This window comes from Betaproteobacteria bacterium, from assembly GCA_016713305.1.
In the GTDB taxonomy this organism is placed as follows: Bacteria; Pseudomonadota; Gammaproteobacteria; order Burkholderiales.
In genome coordinates this window covers 567,035-587,619 of sequence record JADJPK010000005.1, presented here as the reverse complement: position 1 = coordinate 587,619, position 20,585 = coordinate 567,035, and the positions used below count along the sequence as shown (strand labels likewise).

Genomic DNA, 20,585 nt, shown 5'->3' with positions numbered 1-20,585 from the left:
GGAAAAAGTCCGTTGAAATAACGGGAGCATAGTCCTGCCGCGCGCTCTCTGGCGCGAATCCTGCCTCGGCAGGCGCTTCACTCCCGGGACACGGCCATGGAAGAACGCATCGGCAAGTATCTGCTGCGCAAGGAACTGGGCAGAGGCGCGGCCAGCGTGGTGTACCTCGCCTTCGACGAATTCCTCAACGCCGACCTGGCGCTGAAGATCTATCTGCCGGTGCCGGGCAGCGAGTTCGAAACGGCCGCCGCCGTGCAGTTCGTGAGCGAGGCGTCGCTCGCGGGCAAGCTCGTGCATCCCCACATCGTCACCATCGTCGACGCGGTGGCAGAGCCCGGGCGCCGTTACGTGGCGATGGAGTACGTGGAAGGCGGCAGCCTGCGCCAGTTCACCCGTCCGGACACTCTGCTCCCCGTGTCCGATGTGGTCCAGATCGCGTTCAAGTGCTGCAGCGCGCTTGAATTCGCCTCCCGGCTGGGCGTGGTGCACCGGGACATCAAGCCCTCGAACATCCTCATGGATTCCGGCGGCGACATCAAGGTGGCGGATTTCGGCGCCGCCTTCATCCGCGGAGTGCGAACCACCGAGGAGTTCCAGCTTTCATCGCCTTCGTACTGCCCGCCGGAACAGATCCAGGGTCAGCCGCCGAGCGCTCAAGGGGACATGTTCTCCTTGGGCGTGATGCTTTACGAGTTGCTGACCGGGACGAAGCCGTTCCGGGGCCAGAACGTCGAGGAAACGCTCCGGCAGATCCGCACCGCAAGCCCGGTGCCGCCTTCGGTGAAGCGGCCCGACCTGCCGCCCCTGCTGGATGCCGTGATCGGCCGGTTCCTCAAGAAATGGCCAGGGGACCGGTACGCCAACTGGGCCGAAGCCGCCCTCGATCTGGCGAACGTCGGCCGGATGAGCGTGTACCGCCAGTCGATCCCCGACAGCGAGAAGTTCACGGCGCTGAAGAGCGCCTCGCTCACTGCAGGGTTCGACGATGGCGAGCTGTGGAACACGGTGCGCCATGCGCGCTGGCAGCGCGTGCCGGCACAGCACGTCCTCGTCACGGAGGGGGAACCTGGCGATACGTTGCTGCTCATCGCTCAGGGGAGCGCGAAAGTGATGTCGCAGGGGCGGCTGCTCAACGTACTGCACACCGGCGACTGCTTCGGCGAGATGGCGTACGTGCAGGGCCCCGGGTCCACGCGCAGCGCCACCATCCAGACCACCACCGACACCATCGTGGCCGAATTCTCCCGCGAGAGCCTGAGCGGACTGTCCGCCGAAACGCAGTTGAAGCTGGCCAACACCATGCTGCGTGTTCTGGCCGAGCGCCTCGCCTTCGCCAACGCCCGGATATCGCGGCAGTAGGTCCACGACCAGGCATCTCGACCGCCGACGTCTTGCCGCCACTCGCGACAGATTCGAAGCGGGTGACGCGGCACATTTCTGGGGGCGAGTGCAGGAAGCGTGCAGCAGGACCGGGGCGTCTTGCTGCCGGCAGAGCGGGCTGACCATACGTCCATCGCAATCCCGGAGCCCCGACTTCGAGCGGCCAAGGAGGAAGGACGCATCGCGAGACGTGCGCCACTCGAGCACATCCCCATGCAGACGGGACGCTATCGAGCCGAGCAGTGGTGCCTGAAGAAGTTCACGAGGCGATCGGGACAGATTTGGTGAAGGGTCGGCTGGCCGGTCGTCCCGCGCGCGCCTGCCTGCGATTTGAGGAAACCGTACATCAGACGGTCGTCGTTGTAGTCCCTTGTTTCGCGATACAGCTGCGCCGCGACCACCCCGAGTTCGCGCCTGAACATCATGCAGTTGTTGTCGAGCATCTCCTCGGGGACCTTGCGCCCGGGGTCGTCGCCGACCGATTCGAACCGGTCTACGCCGATGAAGCTTCCATCGGGCGCCCAGATGTTTCGCAACGTGGAAGACCAGTTGAGCGATCCCGCGGCGTCCAGAAGACGCTGGACGTGATCCGGCTCCCACCGGACATCGTCGTCCGCGAACGTGACCCAGGGCGTGGGCGCTGCCATGAGCGCCACCGCCCGCAGCGCCGAGCCGGGTGCCTCACCCTGCCGGCCCAGCCCCCAGGGCAGGACGAGGGCTCTTCGATGGGGTCCATTGTAGGTTTCCGGCGCCGGCGCGCCTTCCGAGCGCGTTTCATCGAACAGCAGCAGATGCAGGATCCGCTCGCCGACCGTCTGTCCATCCACCGAAACGATCAGGTCCTCCAGACTGCCCTTGCCTGTGGTGGGCGTGATCACCGTCACCCAGAACTGCGCAGGATCGATGCGAACGGCGTCCGCGGCGTCGGTGCGGGCCCGGCGGCCGAACAGATCGATCATGAATGCTGCAGAAGAGCGCCGGAACCCCGGCGCGGCCCGAAGAGGCCGCCGCGCCGGGGTCGAACGTCAGACCTGCGGATGTGCGCGTTCAAGTTTGGAATGCAGCTTGTTCAGCGCGTTGATGTAGGCCTTCGCGGATGCGACCACGATGTCGGTGTCCGCGCCGGCTCCATTGACGATGCGGCCCTCCTTCTTGAGGCGCACCGTCACTTCACCCTGCGCATCCGTTCCGCTCGTGATGCTGTTCACGGAAAAGAGCTGGAGTTCCGCCCCGCTCGTGGCGATCGTCTCGATGGCACGGAAGGTCGCATCCACGGGACCGCTGCCGGCTGCCTCGGCGCGTTTCTCGTCGTGCCCTTCGGCCATCACGACCTTTGCCGTGGGCGTTTCGCCGGTTTCCGAGTGGATCATCATCGAGACAAGCTTGAAATGCTCGGCGTCCTGGGCCGCCGCCTCGTCCGAGACGAGCATCTGCAGATCCTCGTCGAAGATCTCGGATTTCTTGTCGGCCAGGTCCTTGAATCGTGCAAAAGCGGCATTCAGGCCTTCCTCGCTGGAGAGTTCGATGCCCAGTTCCTTCAGGCGCTGCTTGAACGCGTTGCGGCCGGACAGCTTGCCCAGGACCAGCTTGTTGGTGGTCCAGCCCACGTCCTCGGCCCGCATGATCTCGTAGGTCTCGCGGCTCTTGATCACGCCGTCCTGATGGATGCCGGACTCGTGGGCGAAGGCGTTGGCGCCGACGATGGCCTTGTTCGGCTGCACGGGAAAGCCGGTGATGCCGGACACGAGCTTCGACGCGGGAACGATCTGCGTCGTGTCGATGCGCGTGTCGCAGGGGAAGTAGTCCTTGCGGGTTCGCACCGCCATGACGATCTCCTCGAGCGATGCGTTGCCGGCACGTTCGCCAAGACCGTTGATCGTGCATTCCACCTGGCGTGCGCCGTTCATCACGGCAGACAGGGAGTTGGCGACTGCGAGGCCGAGATCGTTGTGGCAGTGAACCGACCAGACCACCTTGTCTGAATTGGGAATCCGCTCGCGCAAAGCGCGGATCAGACCGCCGAACTGTTCCGGCATGGTGTACCCGACCGTGTCGGGAATGTTGATCGTCGTGGCACCGGCACGGATGACGGCTTCGAGTATCCGGCACAGAAAGTCGACTTCGGAACGCCCCGCGTCCTCCGGCGAGAACTCGACGTCATCACGAAACGATTTGGCGAGGGTGACCGCCTTGACGGCGGTCTCGATGACCTGGTCCGGCTGCATGCGCAGCTTCTTTTCCATGTGGATCGGGGACGTCGCGATGAACGTGTGGATCCGCCCCGAGTTGGCCTCGCGCAACGCCTCTCCGGCACGCCTGATGTCGTGATCGTTGGCGCGGGCGAGTCCGCAGACCGTGGAATCCTTGATGATGCCCGCGACGGCTCGAACGGCCTCGAAGTCCCCGTTGGACGCAGCCGGAAAACCGGCTTCGATCACATCCACCCGAAGTTTCTCCAGCTGGCGCGCGATGCGAAGCTTCTCTTCGCGGGTCATGGACGCGCCCGGGCTTTGTTCCCCGTCACGAAGCGTCGTGTCGAAAATGATGAGACGGTCGGTCATGGTGTTCTCCTGATCGGTTCCGCGATACCGGGGCGCAGGCCGGCACGAGCAGCGCGAAAACTACAAAGGGACATCGGACTGGTCAAGTCCGGCGACGGGGTACTACGGGGAATGGGGTAGGTTTAGTGTGCGCTTGCGCGCAGCAGCAGCAGCCCGGCCAGCAGGGCGCTGGCGGAAGGAAGAAGGGCAAGTTGGGCGGCTGTGTTCATGGCTGGGGACTATATGTCACTTCATCGGCAGCCCGCAAGCGGATCTTGAGGCCGCACCGTTCGACGGCGGGTCCGCAGGATGCGCGGCCGTCCTTCCGGGAACGGCCTTTGCCATCATGGCGACGGCGTCGGATGCCGGCCTGCGAACCCGGCTCACTCGGCCGCGGGCGGCTCCTCGTGCGAGGGTCCCGCGGGCGGAGGCGGCCGGAAGAAACCGACGGCCGCCATGACGTATCCCGAACCGGCGTACAGAATCGCGATCGTGAACAGCATTTCCGGGAGATTGTCGGACAGGAAGAACACCGCCGCTACGACGAGGGGCACGAGGACAACCTGCCAGAAAGGCACGCTCTTGCGGATGTTGATGTCCTTGCCGCTGTAGAACGGGACGTTGCTCACCATGGTGAAAGCAGCGAAGACCGTGATACCGGCGGCGTACCAGTCCAGTCTGGGCCCCGTGTAGTCGAAGGAATCCATGGCCCACACGAAACCGGCGACGACCGCGGCGGCAGCAGGACTCGGCAATCCCTGGAAGTAGCGCTTGTCGACGACGCCGATGTTCGTGTTGAAACGAGCCAGACGCAGGGCCGCGCAGGCACAGTAGGCGAACGCGGCCGCCCATCCGTACTTGCCCAGTCCGCGCAGCGCCCATTCGTAGATGACCAGGGCCGGGGCGGCGCCGAACGCCACCATGTCCGAAAGCGAATCGAGTTCGGCGCCGAAGGCGCTCTGGGTTCGCGTGAGGCGGGCGACGCGTCCGTCCAGCCCGTCGAAGACCATGGCGATGAAGATGGCCGCCGCCGCCGCGCTGTAGCGGTTGTTCATCGCCTGCACGATGGCATAGAAGCCCGCGAACAGAGCGACTGTCGTGATGGCATTCGGCAGCCAGAAGAACCCCGGTCGGAACTTGCGACGCATCAGCCAGCGGCGCCGAGCGCGAGTTTCATCCATGGAGGTGTCCCCGTCCGTATGCTGGAATTGCCTCGAGTGCGGCCTGTCTGGCGTCATCGCCGGTGGATGTCATGAAGAAGACGGCTCGCTCCCCATGCGTTTCGTTTCGGTTGCCTGTCCCGGCACCGGCCACGAGCAGTGCGGCGGCCCGGACAGGATCAGCGTGTCGCAGACAACTCTGCCACGATCGTGGAGGTGGCGTAAACCTTGTCGCCCACGGCCACACGCGGCGCGGCATCGGCCGGAAGGTACAGATCCACGCGGGAACCGAAACGGATGAAACCGTATCGCTCGCCCCCCTGCCCAGGGCATCGCCGGGCTTCACGTAACAGAGAATGCGCCGCGCGATCAATCCGGCAACCTGTACGCACGTGATGTCCAGATCGTCCGCTGTGCGCAGGTGCAGGGCATTGCGCTCGTTCTCCACGGATGCCTTGTCGAGCGCCGCATTCAGGAAACTGCCGGCGTTGTACCAGCCCTGCACAACCGTGCAATCGACGGGGCTGCGGTTCGAATGCGCATTGAACACGTTCATGAACACGCTGATCTTCAGTGCGTCGCGCTGCAGATAGGGATCGCGAGCCTTGGCAACGACCACGATGCGTCCGTCCGCAGGCGAGAGAACTGCGCGGGCATCGGCGGGGACGGCGCGAGGCGGGTCGCGGAAGAACTGCAGAACGAACACCGCCACGAGCCAGAACGGAACCGACCACGCGCCCAGGAACCAGGTCGCGATCGCCGCCGCGGCGATCGACGCGGTGAGGAAGGGCCAGCCTTCACGAGCGATGAGCGGGTGCGGATAGTTCACGATCGACATTGCGGGCTGAGTGGGCGGCGACCGCGACGCGGTGGAACGCGCCGCGGCCGATTCGATGCGGTAACGTCAGCCGGCCGGATGGCCGGCGTCCCGCATCAGTTGCGGCTCGTATCGACGAGACGGTTCTTCTTGATCCAGGGCATCATGTCCCTGAGCTTGCCGCCCACCCGCTCGATCTCGTGCTCCCGGCCGATACGGCGCATGGCGTTCAGCTTGGTCGCGCCCGTCTGGTTTTCCAGAAGGAATTCCTGCGCGTAGGCGCCGGTCTGGATCTCCTTGAGGATGCGGCGCATCTCGGCCTTGGTCTCCTCGGTGATGATGCGGGGACCGCGCGTGAAATCGCCGTACTCGGCATTGTTGGAGATCGAGTAGCGCATGTTCGCGATACCGCCTTCGTACATCAGGTCCACGATGAGCTTCAACTCGTGCAGGCACTCGAAGTACGCCATTTCCGGCGCATAGCCGGCTTCCACCAGGATCTCGAATCCCGCCTGGATGAGCGCCGTGGTACCGCCGCACAGGACCACCTGTTCACCGAACAGGTCGGTTTCCGTTTCCTCGCGGAAGGTGGTCTCGATCACGCCCGCCTTGCCGCCGCCGATGGCCGCAGCGTAGGACAATGCCAGATCCCGGGCCTTCTTCGTGGAATCCTGCGCGATGGCGATCAGGCAGGGAGTTCCGCCGCCCTGAGCGTAGGTGGCGCGGACGGTATGCCCCGGAGCCTTCGGCGCGATCATGACCACGTCGATGTCGGCTCGCGGCATCACCTGGCCGTAGTGAATGTTGAAGCCGTGGGCGAAGGCCAGCGTGGCCCCCTTCTTGATGTTCGGCTCGACTTCTTCGCGATAGACCTTGGCGATGTGCTCGTCGGGCAGCAGCATCATCACGAAGTCGGCACCTTTCACGGCGTCGGCGACTTCCTTGACACCCAGACCGGCCTTCTTCGCCTTGTCCCACGAACTGCCGCCCTTGCGCAGGCCCACGGTCACCTTGACGCCGGACTCGTGCAGATTGAGCGAATGGGCGTGACCTTGCGAACCGTAGCCAATGATGGTGACCTTCTTGCCCTTGATGAGAGAGAGGTCGGCATCCTTGTCGTAGTACACCTTCATCGTTTTTTCCCCTTTGGTGATTTCGACCATGAGGCGTCGGTAACCGGTGCGTGCGGTCACGGGGGATCGGCCCCGGCCTCCACCATCCACGTCGTCCAACCCTAGATCTTCAGAATGCGCTCTCCGCGGCCGATCCCGGATGCGCCGGTACGGACCGTCTCGAGGACTGCGCCGTCCTCGAGTGCGTCGAGGAAGGCATCGAGCTTTTGGCACGTGCCCGTCAACTCGATCGTGTAGCTCTTGTCGGTGACGTCCAGAATCCGGCCACGGAATATGTCCGCCAGCCGCTTCATCTCCTCGCGATCCTTGCCCGAGGCGCGCACCTTCACCAGCATGAGTTCGCGCTCTATGTGCTCGCCTTCGGACAGGTCCACGACCTTGACCACGTCGACCAGCTTGTTCAGCTGCTTGGTGATCTGCTCGATGATGTCGCCCGAACCGGACGTCACGATGGTCATGCGCGAGAGCGTCGGATCCTCCGTGGGAGCGACGGTCAGCGATTCGATGTTGTAGCCTCGGGCGGAGAAGAGCCCCGCGACCCGCGACAGCGCGCCCGATTCGTTCTCGAGCAGCAAAGCGATGATGTGTCTCATGTTCTTTCCCGGGGCGCGCCTAGACGAGGATCATTTCCGACAGACCCTTGCCCCCCGGCACCATCGGATAGACGTTCTCGGTCTGGTCCGTGATGAAGTCCATGAACACGAGCCGGTCCTTCATCGCGAACGCCTCGCGCAGCGCGCCTTCGATGTCCGAAGGCTTCTCGATCCGCATGCCGACGTGACCGTAGCTTTCGGCGAGCTTCACGAAATCCGGCAGCGCGTCCATGTACGATTCGGCGTAGCGGTTTCCGTGGAAGAACTCCTGCCACTGGCGCACCATGCCCATGTAGCGGTTGTTCAGGTTCACGATCTTGATCGGCGCGCGGTACTGCTTGCAGGTCGACAGTTCCTGGATGCACATCTGGATGGACGACTCTCCCGTCACGCAGGCCACGGTCGAATCCGGGTTTGCAAACCATGCCCCGAGCGCGGCCGGCAGTCCGAAGCCCATCGTGCCCAGTCCACCCGAGTTGATCCAGCGACGCGGCTTGTCGAAACGGTAGAACTGCGCCGCCCACATCTGATGCTGGCCGACGTCGGACGTGACGAACGCGTCTCCGCCGGTGATCTCGTGCAGCTTCTCGATGACCATCTGCGGTTTGATGATGCTGCTCGTGCGGTCGTACTTGAGGCAGTCCCGCGCCCGCCACAGCTCGATCTGCGTCCACCACGCCTTCAGCGCCGCGGCGTCCGGACGTTGCGAACTGGAGGCCACCTGCCGGTTCATCTCGGACAGCACTTCGCGCACATCGCCGACGATGGGGACATCGACTCTGACTCGCTTCGAGATGGACGACGGATCGACGTCGATGTGGATGATCTTGCGTTCTTCCTGGAAGAAATGCTTGGGATTGCCGATGACCCGGTCGTCGAAGCGCGCTCCGATGGCGATGAGCACGTCGCAGTGCTGCATGGCCAGATTGGCCTCGTAGGTGCCGTGCATGCCCAGCATCCCCATGTACAGCGGATCGGATGCCGGGAAGGCACCGAGCCCCATGAGCGTGTTCGTGCAGGGGAAACCCAGGGACCGTACGAATTCTGCGAGTTGGGCCGAGGCACCGCCCAGCACGACGCCACCGCCGCTGTAGACCATGGGCCGCTTCGCATCCAGGAGCAGTGCGAGCGCCTTCTTGATCTGCCCGGAATGCCCTTTGAGCACCGGGTTGTAGGAGCGCATCGACACCGAATCGGGATACGAGTACTCGCACCGGGCCATCGTGACATCCTTCGGAATGTCCACGAGCACGGGTCCCGGCCGCCCGGTGGTGGCGATGTAGAACGCCTTCTTGATGGTGGCCGCCAGATTCCGGACGTCCTTGACGAGGAAGTTGTGCTTGACGCAGGGGCGGGTGATTCCCACCGCATCCACTTCCTGGAAGGCGTCCTGGCCGATGGCGTGGGTCGGGACCTGGCCCGAGATGATGACCATCGGGATGGAATCCGAATAGGCGGTCGCGATACCCGTCACCGCGTTCGTCACGCCGGGCCCGGAAGTCACGAGCACCGCCCCGGGCTTTTCGCATGCGCGGGCGTAGCCGTCAGCGGCGTGCACCGCCGCCTGTTCGTGCCGTACCAGGATGTGCTTGACCTTGTCCTGCTTGAAGATCTCGTCGTAGATGTGCAGTACCGCACCGCCGGGGTAGCCGAACAGATATTCGACCCCCTCATCGGCAAGGCAGCGCACGGTGATTTCGGCGCCGGTCAGTTCCATCGTCGTTGCGGGGGGGTCCCCGACGTCTGCAAAAGGGAACCGCGAAAGATACCGGCAAGGGGTACGCCGGTCAATTCGGGCAGAAATACCGGAAATTCAGGCCGTCAGGGGGACGGCGGGCCGGAGTGTTGCGTCGATCCACTGCCGCCACGACGCATAGAGGGTGGGGTGACGCGCCGCCACGACGGACCGCCGCCACGGGGCGGAAGCCCAGAAATCCTCGTGTTCCAGGGTCCCGACCATGCCTCCGGCTTCCTCCAGCATCAGCGTCCCGGCAGCGTAGTCCCACAGTTTCTGCCCACCGTGCACGTAGATGTCGAGCCTGCCCGCGGCGAGATAGCACCACTCCAGGGTGGCCGCGCCCAGGCTGCGATGCGAACAGTACGGTGTTCCGGCAACGAGTGCGGCACCGAGAGGCTTGGGGATGCGCTTGAAATCGACATTGGCCATGGCGGACCGCAATTCCGGAGCACCCTGCCCGGCGTGGATGCGCTCCCCGTTGAGATAGCTCCCGCCACCACGGTGGGCGGTGAACATCTCGTCCGTCACCGGCGCGTATACGACACCCAGCACGGAACGCCCGGCGCGCATGAGAGCGACCGAAATGGCGAAATAAGGCACTTCGTGAACGAAATTGGACGTACCGTCGATGGGATCCACGCACCACAGGCCTTCAGCGCCGCGATCCCATGCCGCCAGCTGGTCCCCGGCGGTCATCTCCTCACCCAGGACAGGATAGGGAGCAATCGCCTGCAGACGCTCGATCAGCGCCCGCTGCGCACCCATGTCGGCTTCCGTGCAAAGCGTGCCGTCATCCTGCGCCGGTGCGCAACCTTGCGGTATCGCGGCATCACCTGCTCTGCAGCGACAGCCCGCACGACGGCTGACGCCTCGGCCAGAAGGGCGGCCGTGGCGACCTCCGGTCCCGCGTGGTTCACCGAACCCCCGCGCAGCTCGTGGCGACGCGGCCAGCAATGCTCGATACAGACATCATCAGCTTCGTGGATAACCCCTCGGTCGATGGTAGCATGGGGCATACCATGCCGACCGACACGCCCATCAAGAGCGGGGCACGCTTCCACGTGCCCGATCGTCTTGGCCCTGGAGCCGAGCTGCAACTCCCTCCGGTGGCCGCCCATCACGCCCTGCGCGTCCTGCGCCTCGCCGAGAAGGACCCGGTCGTGGTGTTCGACGGCAGCGGCGGCGAGTACCTCGCCACCATCACCCATATTGTGCGCGGGGAGGTCCGGATCAAGACCGGGCGCTTCCGCGCCGAAGGCCCTGAATCGCCCCTCCCCGTCACTCTGGTGCAGGGCGTTTCGTCGGGCGACCGGATGGACTTCACCATACGCAAGGCGGTGGAACTGGGCGTCGAACGCATCGTTCCCGTGTTCACCGAACGCAGCATCGTCAAGCTGGGCGCAGACCGGGTCGACCGCCGGCGGTCCCACTGGCAGGGAATCGTCATCTCCGCCTGCGAACAGTCGGGCCGGAATCGTGTTCCCTGGGTGGAGGAGCCCGCCAGATTCGAGCATTGGTTGGCAGCCCTGTCACCATTGCCCGCCTCCGGGGAGGCGCGCATCTTCCTCGCGGTGGAGGGAAGCAAGAGGCTCGCGGAGCTCTCGCGACCGGATGGGGAAGTCTGGCTGCTGGCGGGACCCGAAGGCGGATTCTCCGCAGCCGAGGCCACCAACGCGGCGCTGCGCGGATTCGTCCCCGTCCGGCTGGGGCCGCGGGTGCTGCGAACGGAAACGGCGGCACTGGCGGCGCTGGCATCGATCCAGACTCTTTGGGGTGACTTCTGAAGGGGCAGACGAGCCCACCGTGCATGCCATCGACCGGGTGCGCCTCGCGAGCAACCCTCCTCTGACGACGGTGGTTCCGGCACGACTTCCTTGGTGTGGAACGAAAAGCCGCCCCGGCCGTCTCGCCCTCGGTCCGAGTGACCTGAGTCACACGCGTGCGCGTTGGCCCGCCCCCCCTTAAACTCGCGGTTCATTTCTCAAGCGCAGCATCAATTCAGGACATATCCATGGACATCCGCAACAGCGTTTTCGTCGTCACCGGGGGCAGTTCCGGCCTGGGAGAAGCCACCATTGAAATGATCGTCGCCGCCGGCGGCAAGGCGGTGATCGCCGACGTCAACAAGACAGCGGGCGAGATGCTGGCGGCCCGCCTCGGCGCCGCCGTCCGCTTCGTGGAATGCGACGTCACTTCCGAGGAACACGCGAGGCGCGCCATCGACACCGCTGTTTCCGCCTTTGGTGGACTGCAAGGTCTGGTCAACTGCGCCGGTGTCGGTGTCCCTGCCAAGGTTCTCGGCAAGGAGGGCCCGCACCCGCTCGACCGCTTCATGAAGATCGTGAACATCAATCTGGTCGGCACATTCAACATGATTCGCCTGGCGGCCGACGCCATGGCGAAGGGTCAGCCCAACGACGCAGGCGAGCGCGGCGTGATCGTCAACACGGCCTCCGTGGCCGCGTACGACGGTCAGATCGGCCAGCCCGCGTACGCTGCGTCGAAGGCGGGGGTGGTGGGCATGACCCTGCCGATCGCCCGCGAACTCGCCCGGTACGGTATCCGCGTGGTCACGATCGCCCCGGGGTTGTTCGAGACGCCCATGATGGCCGGCCTGCCCGAGGAGGCGCAGCGCTCGCTCGCCCAACAGGTTCCTTTCCCATCCCGCCTCGGCCGCCCGTCGGAGTTCGCCCAGCTCGTGGGCCAGATCTGCGCCAACCAGATGCTGAACGGCGAGACCATCAGGCTCGACGGCGCCATCCGCATGGCGGCCAAGTAGCGCCATCCTCGCCTCGAGACCGTCCATGGACCCCAAGTCGCTCGAGAACTTTGTCCCGTGGTTCCGCGCATCGGCGCCGTACATCCACGCCTTCGGCGGTCGCACCTTCGTGATCGCGTTCGGCGGAGAAGTGGTGGCCGACGGCAAGTTCGTCGGCCTGGTTCACGACCTCAATCTGCTCGCGGCGCTGGGCGTCAAGCTCGTGCTGGTGCACGGAGCCCGGCCGCAGATCGAAGAGCGGCTGCGGCGCCGCAAGGCTGACATCCGCTACGTGCACGACATGCGGGTGACAGACGAGGCCGCGTTGCAGGACGTGAAGGAAGCAAGCGGCCGGCTGCGGACCGAGATCGAGGCGCAGCTCTCCGTGGGACTGCCCAGCACGCCCATGGCCAACGCGACCATCCAGGTCACAAGCGGCAACTTCGTGATCGCCCGGCCGGTCGGAGTGGTCGAGGGCGTGGACATGCTGTTCACGGGGGAAGTCCGCAAGATCAGGGCCGATGCGATCCAGCGATGCCTGGACGACGAGGATGTCGTCCTCGTCTCGCCTCTGTGTTATTCCCCGACGGGAGAGATCTTCAATCTCACGCTGGAAGACGTGGCCGCCCAGACTGCGATCGCGCTCAAGGCGGAAAAGCTGCTCTTCCTGATGAACGAACCGGGCATCGGCGCGGGCCGCGGGACGATGCGTACCGAGCTCACGGTATCGGAGGCGGAGCAGATGCTGGGAGAGAGTCGCGGACCGAAGGGCGATGGTGCGATCTACCTGCCCTTCGCCATCCGTGCCTGCAAAGGCGGAGTCAAGCACGTGCATCTGGTGTCGCGGCACGTGGACGATGCATTGCTGCTGGAGCTGTTCACGCACGCCGGCATCGGCAGCATGGTTGCCAGGACCCGTGGGCAGCTGCGGCGGCGACCATCGAGGACGTGGGCGGCATTCTCCATCTCGCCGAGCCGCTGGAAGCCGGTGGCCGCTGGTCAAGCGCTCCCTGCGAGTTGCAGGAGATCGGATCGACCGCTTGTCATCCTGCAGCGACGACCGGATTATCCGCTGCGCCGCTCTCCTCGCGAAGGACAGGCGGGAGAGCTGGCCTGTCTCGCGATCCACCGACTACCCAACGGCGGTGCGGGGGAGAGGCTTCTGCAGTTCATCGAGGCCAAGGCGCGCAAGGCGAAGTTCAAGCGGCTGTTCGTGTTGACGACGCGCACCGCGCACTGGTTCGTCGAGCAGGGCTTCACGGAGGTCCCCGTGGCGGACCTGCCACCTCAGCGCCAGGAGTTCTACAACTATCAGCGCCGATCCAAGGTGCTCGTCAAGACTGTCTAGGAAAGGTCCTCTGGAGTTTGCCGGGCCGCGGCACGCGCAGGCGCGACTCCGCAGCTGTCATCCGGCCGGCGCCCTCCTTTCCCGCGGGCATCCTGACTGAAGCGGGCCCGATCGCCGCCAGCCGATCCAGTAGGCCCAATGCGCGGTTTACGCTCTCCCGGCCTTTCAGGATAATGGCCTGAATACATGGCGCATGTCCGCCATGGTCCGGAGGGACTATTCCATGGCACGCATGGTTCACTGCATCAAGCTCGGACGGGAAGCGGAGGGTCTGGATCTTCCCACCTATCCGGGACCGTTGGGCAAACGCATCTTCGACAACGTCTCCAAGGAAGCCTGGAGGGCGTGGCTGGAGCAGCAGAAGATGCTCGTCAACGAAAACCGCCTCAACCTCGCCGACATCAAGGCGCGCAGGTATCTCGAGGCACAGATGGAGAAGCACTTCTTCGGCGAAGGTGCGGATGAGGCGGCGGGATACGTTCCGCCTTCCAGGTAGGCCTACCGTGAAACAGCCGGAAGTCTCGGTCGCGGATGCTCGACCCGGAGCGCAGGCTGAGGGAACCATCGCGGCCGCACGCGTGCGGCCGCCAGGAGAGCCGCGCTACTTCCTTAATCGCGAACTGGGTCAGCTGGAGTTCAATCGCAGAGTTCTGGCACAAGCGCAGGATCCTTCCGTGCCGGTGCTGGAGCGGCTGCGCTTTCTCTGCATCGTGGGGAGCAATCTGGACGAGTTCTTCGAGATCCGCGTCGCCGGTCTCAAGGCCCAGATCGAGATGGGAGCCGTGGCGGCCGGCCATGACGGCGCATCGCCGCGGGACGTGCTGAACGAAATTGCGGTCAGGCGCACGAAATGGTCGGCCGGCAGTACGCCATCTTCAATGACGAGATCCTTCCGCCCTCGCCCGCGAAGGGATCCGTTTTCTGAAGCGGCGTGAGTGGAACGACGCAGCGGGCATGGATTCACGACTTCTTCATCAGGAGGTGATGCCGGTTCTCGCCCATCGGCCTCGATCCGGCACACCCGTTTCCGCGGCTGCTCAACAAGAGCCTCAATTTCGCGGTGGAACTGTCCGGCAAGGATGCGTTCTTGCCCAATTCCGGCAAGGCCATCGTGCAGGCGCCACGTGCCCTGCCCCGGTTTGGTAAGTCCTCCGGCCGAAATCGCCGAGGTGCGAGTACGGCTTCGTGTTCTCTCCTCCATCCTGCACGCGCACGTGAACGAACTGTTCGCCGGGGATGGAAATCAAGGGCTGCTACCGGTTCCGGTGACGCGCAACAACGACCTGTTCGTGGACGAGGAGGAGATCAAGAATCTCCGCACCGCGCTGCAGGGAGAATTGCCGCAGCGGCATTTTGGCGATGCGGTCCGCCTGGAAGTGGCCGATCTGTGCCCGCCGCACATGTCGGAGTTCCTGTTGCAACAGTTCGGCCTGGACGGGCGCGACCTGTACCAGGTGCGCGGGCCAGTGAACCTCGTACGGCTCATGCAAGTACCCGATCGGGTCGACCGGCCTGAGCTCAAGTTCAAACCTTTCGTCCCGGGTCTGCCTCCGCGTCTCGCCAAGGGCCAGCATCTGTTCGCCGCGATCCGCAAGGGCGACATCCTCCTGCACCACCCGTTCCAGTCCTTCAAGCCGGTGATCAGCTTTCTTGCAGAAGCCGCCGTGGATCCTCAGGTGGTCGCGATCAAGCCAGACCGTCTACAGAGAACCGGCGCCGATTCCGAACTGATGCGCCATCTCATCACCGCGGCCCGGAACGGCAAGGCCGTGACGGTGGTCGAGCTGCTTTACGCTTCGACGAAGAAGCCAACATCAACTGGGCATCGCGCCTCGAGAGGTCGGCGCCCGTCGGTATGGAGTGGTCGGTCACAAGACGCACGCCAAGATGTCCATGGTCGTGCGGCGCGAGGGAAGGAGGCCTGCTTCGCTACGTCCATCTGGGCATCGGCAACTACCACTCCCGCACGGCGACGCTTTATACGGATTTCGGCCTGTTCACGTGCAACCCGGCGGGGTCACGGCAGATGTGAACGATGTCTTCATGCAGCTGACCGGCCTGGGCAAGGCGGGCCACCATGTCCATGTATGGCAGTCTCCCTTCACTCTGCATGCTCGTCTCCTCGAAGCCATCGCGCACGAGGCGGAGGAGGCGCGCGCCGGCAAACCCGCCGGCTCACTGCAAAGATGAATGCCTTGCTGGAGCCGGAGATCATCTACGAACTCTACGAGGCCTCCCGGGCCGGCGTCCGGATCGACCTCATCGTTTCGCGGCGTGTGCGCGCTGCGCCCGGTATTCTGGGGCTTTCGGAGAACGTCCGGGTCCGTTCCGTGATCGGCCGGTTCCTCGAACACAACCGCATCTTCCACTTCCATTCCACCGATTCCGTCTACCTTTCCAGCGCCGACTGGATGGACCGGGAACTTCTTCCGCCGTATCGAGGTCTGTTTCCCCGTCCTGGAGGACAGGCTCAAGCGCAGGGTGATCGCGGAAGGACTGCAGGTCTATCTGGAGGACAACACCCAGTCCTGGATCATGGATCCGGATGGCCAGTATCACCGCAGTGCCGCCCAACAGGGCGGTGAACGCTGCGCACAGATGGAACTGCTCGCGCAGCTCGTCGCCAAACCGGGCGCTCCCGTCTAGAGCGCGGGTCCTGAAGCCGGACTCGCGCCATGGAGATCGAACTCAAGCTGGTATTCGACCCAGGCCGCCCGGGACATCGCGCAGCCCCTGCTCCGTGGTCGCAGCGCTCCCGCCCGTCACGCGTACGCCGCACAGCATCTATTTCGATACGCCCGATGCATCGCTCGCCGCCGCGGGCATGGCGCTCAGGATACGCAGGTCGGGACGCCGCTGGATCCAGACATTCAAGTGCGGGGGCGGCGTCGATTCCGGGCTGCACAGGCGCGAGGAATACGAGGCTCCGGCGCCGGCTGGCATCCTGAATCTCCCCGCGCTTGCCGATACGCCGGTTGCCGCGATGCTGAGCAAGGCGGATTTCATCGATCACCTGCAACCGGTCTTCGTCACCCGCTTCCGCCGCACGACCCGTGATGTGGATTCACCCGCGCCAAATGGCCGAGTTCGCGATGGATCTCGGCGAGGTGATGGCCGGGGAGCGACGCGCCCGATCAACGAGGTCGAGATCGAGCTGCGCAAACGGCAACGTCCGGCACCTCGTGGAGTTCGCGCGGCGTCTGGCGCTCGAGGTGGATCTGCGCCTGGAAAACGTGAGCAAGGCGCAGCGGGGTTACCAGTTGCTCTCTCCGTGCGGAAGTCATGCCGCTACGCGGCAGGCACACCTGCGCTCCACCCCGGCATGTCCGCCACTGACGCCTTGCGCACGATCGTGGAAGTTGCTTGACGCAACTGCAGGGCAACGAGGCGGGCGTGCTGCATTCCCGCCGATCCCGAGTACATCCATCAGGCCCGCGTTGCCGTCCGCCGTCTTCGATCGGCGTTCTCGCTGTTCCGTCCCCTGGTGCCCAGGGAACACGTGATTCGTGTCATGGACCCCCTCCGGAAACTCGGGTTGTCTCTCGGTCAGGCCCGGGACTGGGACGTTTTCGCCAGCACCACCTTGCCACCCGTCCAGGAGGCGCTCGGCCCCGATGGATCCGCCCTGGACGGTCTGGCCGCTCGCGCCGCTTCTCGTCGAGAGGAGGCCCGCGAGCACGCGAGAGCAGCGCTTTCTCCCCGTCTCTACACGCCACTCCTGCTGGACGTGGCCCTGCTCATGCACGAGGCGCCGTGGCAGGCGGACCCGCAGAATCCGTCCGCCGTGCCACCCTTGATCGGCGCAATCGCTCCCGTCCTGCTCCGGCGACAGTGGCGCCGCGTGCACAAGGCGGGCCGTACCGCCGATCGCACGGACGATGTGTCCCCGCACGCCCTGCGCATCGAGATCAAGAAGCTGCGATACGCACTGGAATTCTTCGCATCGCTGTATCCACGCAAGAATGTCAAGGCGCTGGCAGCGGGCTGCGCAGAACCGCAGGAGATCCTCGGATTCTGAACGACGAGGCGGTCTGCGTCCGCCTCCTCGCAGCCTTGAATTCAGATGACGCGCCGTTGTCACATGGGACGGGGATCATCCGCGGCTGGGCGCGGCTCGGGCGCTGACGGCGCTCGATCACTTCGATTCCGCCTGGCACCGGTTCGCCAAGCTCAAACCTTTCTGGTGAAACGCATGCATCTCATTCTCTGGCGCCACGCGGACGCGGTGGATGGCGTGCCCGACCTGGCCAGGCCACTCTCGGCCAAAGGGCACAAGCAGGCGCATGCCATGAGCAAGTGGCTTCGGCCGCGGCTTCCGCGCGGCACGCGCATTCTCGTGAGCCCGGCCGTCCCGACCCGGGAAACGGTCGTCGCCCTGACGCATGAATTCGAGACGGTTCCGGAGCTCGTGCGCGGGGCCAGCCCCGAGGCGATCCTCGCCGCCGTCGACTGGCCGGCAGGCGGCAAGTCCCTCCTGGTGGTCGGACGTCAGCCTCACTCGGAGAAGTCGCCTCCATGCTCCTGGCCGGAACGCCTCTTCCGTGGAGCATCAAGAAGGGAGGCGTGTGGTGGCTGTCCCATCGTACCCGTGGGAGCGAACCCGACCTTGTCCTGAGAGCTGTGATGAATCCGGATTTGCTGGTCTGAAGTGACCTGCAGGCGACCTCAGGGACGATCGGGACGGCGCAACTGCACGGCCCGCGTCCTCGCACGCATCCGGATGTTCAGCATCTCCACGACCACCGAGAATGCCATCGCGAAATAGATGTAGCCCTTGGGAATGTGGAATCCGGCGCCGTCGGCGACGAGCGCCACACCGATGACGATGAGAAACGACAGGGCCAGCATCTTGATCGTGGGGTGACGGTCGACGAATTCTCCGATGGGCCTGGCCGCGAAGAGCATCACGCCAACAGTGATGACGATGGCGAGCACCATCACCGCCATCTCGTCGACCATTCCCACGGCCGTGATGACAGAGTCGAGCGAGAAGACGATGTCGATCACGGCGATCTGGGCCAGCACCCCGCCGAACGAAGCGGCGATCCGCGCAGGCGCGTCGTGGTGCTCCTCGCCCTCCAGTGAATTGTGGATTTCGTGGACGCTCTTCCAGAGCAGGAACAGTCCTCCTCCGATCAGGATGAGATCGCGTCCGGAGATCTCCTGGCCCAGAACGCTGAACAAGGGAGACGTCAGCCGCATGATCCAGGCAAGGGTGAAAAGCAGCGCGAGACGGGACACCATGGCAGCCGCCAGCCCGAGCGTCCGTGCGAGGTTGCGCTGCTTCTCGGGCAACCGGCCGACGAGAATGGAGATGAAGATGATGTTGTCGATCCCCAGCACGATCTCGATGGCCACCAGCGTGACCAGAGCAAGCCATGCTTGCGGATCGTCGATCCAGCCGAACCATTCCATGTGCCGATCCTCGTCGAGTTCGCGCCAGTCTGCCGTCGCCGCGACGGTCGTCCGGGCAGCAGGGCGGACTGCGCGAGATTCGGTTGTCAGGAACCAGACGCGTCGCGCTTCGGACCACGTCGGAGCAATTTGGTTGCCGGGAGGATGACCTTCACGGCTCGATCGGGCCGGTCACTCCGCGGCCGGGTCGACGTCGATGTCCATCTCGTCCAGCGACGGAATGCGCAGTTCGAAGCCCACGCCCTTCCACTCCTTGATCTCGCTCTTGAGCGCAGCCGCCGTCAGGGGATAGCGCTTCAACCACGCCGCGGGAAGATGCACGTCGAAGCGCCTTTCGCGCTGAATGGCTTCCAGGACCGGGACCTCGAGCGGACCGCGCGTGCGGTGGAACAGGCACGCGAGGCGAAGCGCCATGATGAGCGGCCAGTTCGAACTGTTGCCCACCAGCGCCCTCACCTTTTCGAGAGTGCCACGGTGGGCAAGCACCAGCAGTGCGAGCTGCGCCTGTTCCATGCGCGAAAAGCCCGGCATGTCAGCATTGCCGAGAATGTAGGCCGAATGCTTGTGGTAGCCGGTATGGGCCACGGTGAGACCGATCTCGTGCAGCTGGGCCGCCCACGACAGGCGCTGCCGGATGGATTCCTCCGTGGCGAGATTGCCATCCAGCGCCACCAGCAGTTCCAGCGCCAGTGCCTCGACCCGGCGCGACTGCACCGTGTCCACGTGGTAGCGCTTGGCGAACTGGCGCACGGTGGTGTCGCGCATGTCCCGGTGATGGAACCGGCCGAGCATGTCGTAGAGAATGCCCTGGCGCATCGCGCCGTTCGCGAGGATCATGCGGTCGACCCCGAGCTCGGCGAAGATCCCCGCCATGATGGCGAACCCGCCGGGGAGGACCTGAGCGCGATCGGCCTTGAGTCCCAGAGAACTCACCTTGTCCACTTCGCCCACCTTGAGAAGCTGGGTGCGCAATCGGTCCAGGCCCTCCAGCGTGATCTGGCCCTCGCCCCAGCCATTGAAGGCAATGAGGTCCGCGATCGCGCGCGCCGTACCGGACGAACCTACCGCCTGTTGCCAGTGTCCGCGCGAGAACTCGTTCTCGATGGTCTGGATCTCGATGCGCGCGGCCAGTTCCGCCTGGCGCAAACCGCTCTTGGTGATCCGCCCGTCCCCGAAATAGCGCAGCGTGTAGCTGACGCAGCCCATGTAGAGGCTCTCGAGTTTCTGTGGACGATAGCCGGACCCGATGATGAACTCGGTCGAGCCTCCTCCGATATCCACCACCATCCTCTTTTCGGCGGTCGGCGGGAGGCTGTGCGAGACCCCCAGGTAGATGAGCCGCGCTTCTTCCTTGCCGGCAACGACCTCGATGGGGAAGCCCAGGGCATGCTCCGCGCGGATCAGGAACTCGCGTGCGTTCTTGGCAACCCGAAGAGTGTTGGTGCCGACGGCGCGCAGGCGCCGGGAGGGAAACCCCGGAGCCGCTCGCCGAAGCGCTTCAGAGCGGCGAGGGCGCGTTGCTGGGAGGTTTCATCGAGACGCTTGTCGGAGGATAGGCCGGCCGCCAGCCTCACTGCCTCGCGCAAGGAATCGAGAGGGTAGATCTGGTCTTCCACCACCCGTCCGACCTGCAGCCGGAAGCTGTTGGATCCCAGGTCGACCGCGGCGAGCACATCGTGCTCGATGGCGTGTTGCGCAGTACG

At 64.8% G+C, this 20,585-nt stretch carries 13 protein-coding genes and 6 pseudogenes; 9 read left to right on the top strand and 10 right to left on the bottom strand.

The window, feature by feature from the left end:
- Window positions 1–96: 96 nt before the first annotated feature.
- On the top strand, window positions 97–1,359 hold the full coding sequence (locus IPK20_07590) for a protein kinase (GenBank protein ID MBK8016590.1): 1,263 nt from the start codon (window positions 97–99) through the stop codon (window positions 1,357–1,359).
- Between the two features lie 248 nt (window positions 1,360–1,607).
- On the opposite strand, the gene IPK20_07585 is transcribed toward IPK20_07590, so the two are convergent.
- The 8 genes and pseudogenes from IPK20_07585 to IPK20_07550 form a co-directional block, all read right to left on the bottom strand.
- Window positions 1,608–2,339: a glycosyltransferase family 2 protein gene (locus IPK20_07585; GenBank protein ID MBK8016589.1), complete on the bottom strand. Its 732-nt coding sequence runs from the start codon at window positions 2,337–2,339 to the stop codon at window positions 1,608–1,610.
- A 66-nt stretch (window positions 2,340–2,405) separates the two neighbouring features.
- The gene (locus IPK20_07580) at window positions 2,406–3,941 is read right to left on the bottom strand and encodes a 2-isopropylmalate synthase (GenBank protein MBK8016588.1); all 1,536 of its coding nucleotides are present in this window, start codon (window positions 3,939–3,941) and stop codon (window positions 2,406–2,408) included.
- 362 nt (window positions 3,942–4,303) lie between these two features.
- A complete protein-coding gene (gene pssA / locus IPK20_07575) occupies window positions 4,304–5,068 on the bottom strand; it encodes a CDP-diacylglycerol--serine O-phosphatidyltransferase (GenBank protein ID MBK8016587.1) in 765 nt (254 codons plus the stop codon).
- Between the two features lie 191 nt (window positions 5,069–5,259).
- Window positions 5,260–5,918 (bottom strand): annotated as a pseudogene (locus tag IPK20_07570) (phosphatidylserine decarboxylase).
- Window positions 5,919–6,013: 95 nt separating this feature from the next.
- On the bottom strand, window positions 6,014–7,030 hold the full coding sequence (gene ilvC, locus IPK20_07565; GenBank protein ID MBK8016586.1) for a ketol-acid reductoisomerase: 1,017 nt from the start codon (window positions 7,028–7,030) through the stop codon (window positions 6,014–6,016).
- A gap of 101 nt (window positions 7,031–7,131) precedes the next feature.
- Window positions 7,132–7,623 (bottom strand): acetolactate synthase small subunit, encoded by a 492-nt coding sequence (gene ilvN / locus IPK20_07560; protein MBK8016585.1) that lies wholly within the window; start codon window positions 7,621–7,623, stop codon window positions 7,132–7,134.
- Window positions 7,624–7,642: 19 nt separating this feature from the next.
- Window positions 7,643–9,340, bottom strand: a complete 1,698-nt coding sequence (locus IPK20_07555; protein MBK8016584.1) for an acetolactate synthase 3 catalytic subunit — start codon at window positions 9,338–9,340, stop codon at window positions 7,643–7,645.
- 96 nt (window positions 9,341–9,436) lie between these two features.
- Window positions 9,437–10,191 (bottom strand): annotated as a pseudogene (locus IPK20_07550) (inositol monophosphatase family protein).
- A 189-nt stretch (window positions 10,192–10,380) separates the two neighbouring features.
- Between IPK20_07550 and IPK20_07545 the strand changes: the two are divergent.
- The 8 genes and pseudogenes from IPK20_07545 (at window position 10,381) to IPK20_07510 (ending at window position 18,114) form a co-directional block, all read left to right on the top strand.
- Window positions 10,381–11,145: a 16S rRNA (uracil(1498)-N(3))-methyltransferase gene (locus tag IPK20_07545; protein ID MBK8016583.1), complete on the top strand. Its 765-nt coding sequence runs from the start codon at window positions 10,381–10,383 to the stop codon at window positions 11,143–11,145.
- Window positions 11,146–11,372: 227 nt separating this feature from the next.
- A complete protein-coding gene (locus IPK20_07540) occupies window positions 11,373–12,140 on the top strand; it encodes a 3-hydroxyacyl-CoA dehydrogenase (protein MBK8016582.1) in 768 nt (255 codons plus the stop codon).
- 25 nt (window positions 12,141–12,165) lie between these two features.
- Window positions 12,166–13,467, top strand: a pseudogene (gene argA / locus IPK20_07535) (amino-acid N-acetyltransferase).
- Between the two features lie 223 nt (window positions 13,468–13,690).
- Window positions 13,691–13,963 carry an oxidative damage protection protein gene (locus IPK20_07530; GenBank protein ID MBK8016581.1) on the top strand — a complete coding sequence of 91 codons (273 nt, stop codon included), beginning with the start codon at window positions 13,691–13,693 and terminating at the stop codon, window positions 13,961–13,963.
- A pseudogene (ppk1, locus tag IPK20_07525) lies at window positions 13,929–16,113 on the top strand (polyphosphate kinase 1). The gene IPK20_07530 and the pseudogene ppk1 overlap by 35 nt, the downstream one beginning before the upstream one ends.
- A gap of 94 nt (window positions 16,114–16,207) precedes the next feature.
- A complete protein-coding gene (locus IPK20_07520) occupies window positions 16,208–16,834 on the top strand; it encodes a CYTH domain-containing protein (GenBank protein ID MBK8016580.1) in 627 nt (208 codons plus the stop codon).
- A gap of 33 nt (window positions 16,835–16,867) precedes the next feature.
- Window positions 16,868–17,485: a CHAD domain-containing protein gene (locus tag IPK20_07515; GenBank protein ID MBK8016579.1), complete on the top strand. Its 618-nt coding sequence runs from the start codon at window positions 16,868–16,870 to the stop codon at window positions 17,483–17,485.
- A 174-nt stretch (window positions 17,486–17,659) separates the two neighbouring features.
- Window positions 17,660–18,114, top strand: a pseudogene (locus tag IPK20_07510) (histidine phosphatase family protein).
- Between the two features lie 18 nt (window positions 18,115–18,132).
- On the opposite strand, the gene IPK20_07505 reads toward IPK20_07510, so the two are convergent.
- Both IPK20_07505 and ppx read right to left on the bottom strand, forming a co-directional pair.
- The gene (locus tag IPK20_07505; protein ID MBK8016578.1) at window positions 18,133–18,882 is read right to left on the bottom strand and encodes a TerC family protein; all 750 of its coding nucleotides are present in this window, start codon (window positions 18,880–18,882) and stop codon (window positions 18,133–18,135) included.
- Between the two features lie 171 nt (window positions 18,883–19,053).
- Window positions 19,054–20,567, bottom strand: a pseudogene (ppx, locus tag IPK20_07500) (exopolyphosphatase).
- Between the last annotated feature and the right edge of the window lie 18 nt (window positions 20,568–20,585).

What these genes read in the sequence shown, in the direction of transcription:
- IPK20_07580 (MBK8016588.1), bottom strand. Translation starts at nt 3,941, where the DNA reads ATGACCGACCGTCTCATCATTTTCGACACGACGCTTCGTGACGGGGAA.
- IPK20_07530 (MBK8016581.1), top strand. Translation starts at nt 13,691, where the DNA reads ATGGCACGCATGGTTCACTGCATCAAGCTCGGACGGGAAGCGGAGGGT.
- pssA (MBK8016587.1), bottom strand. Translation starts at nt 5,068, where the DNA reads ATGCGTCGCAAGTTCCGACCGGGGTTCTTCTGGCTGCCGAATGCCATC.
- IPK20_07545 (MBK8016583.1), top strand. Translation starts at nt 10,381, where the DNA reads ATGCCGACCGACACGCCCATCAAGAGCGGGGCACGCTTCCACGTGCCC.
- IPK20_07540 (MBK8016582.1), top strand. Translation starts at nt 11,373, where the DNA reads ATGGACATCCGCAACAGCGTTTTCGTCGTCACCGGGGGCAGTTCCGGC.
- IPK20_07585 (MBK8016589.1), bottom strand. Translation starts at nt 2,339, where the DNA reads ATGATCGATCTGTTCGGCCGCCGGGCCCGCACCGACGCCGCGGACGCC.
- IPK20_07555 (MBK8016584.1), bottom strand. Translation starts at nt 9,340, where the DNA reads ATGGAACTGACCGGCGCCGAAATCACCGTGCGCTGCCTTGCCGATGAG.
- ilvN (MBK8016585.1), bottom strand. Translation starts at nt 7,623, where the DNA reads ATGAGACACATCATCGCTTTGCTGCTCGAGAACGAATCGGGCGCGCTG.
- IPK20_07590 (MBK8016590.1), top strand. Translation starts at nt 97, where the DNA reads ATGGAAGAACGCATCGGCAAGTATCTGCTGCGCAAGGAACTGGGCAGA.
- ilvC (MBK8016586.1), bottom strand. Translation starts at nt 7,030, where the DNA reads ATGAAGGTGTACTACGACAAGGATGCCGACCTCTCTCTCATCAAGGGC.
- IPK20_07505 (MBK8016578.1), bottom strand. Translation starts at nt 18,882, where the DNA reads ATGGAATGGTTCGGCTGGATCGACGATCCGCAAGCATGGCTTGCTCTG.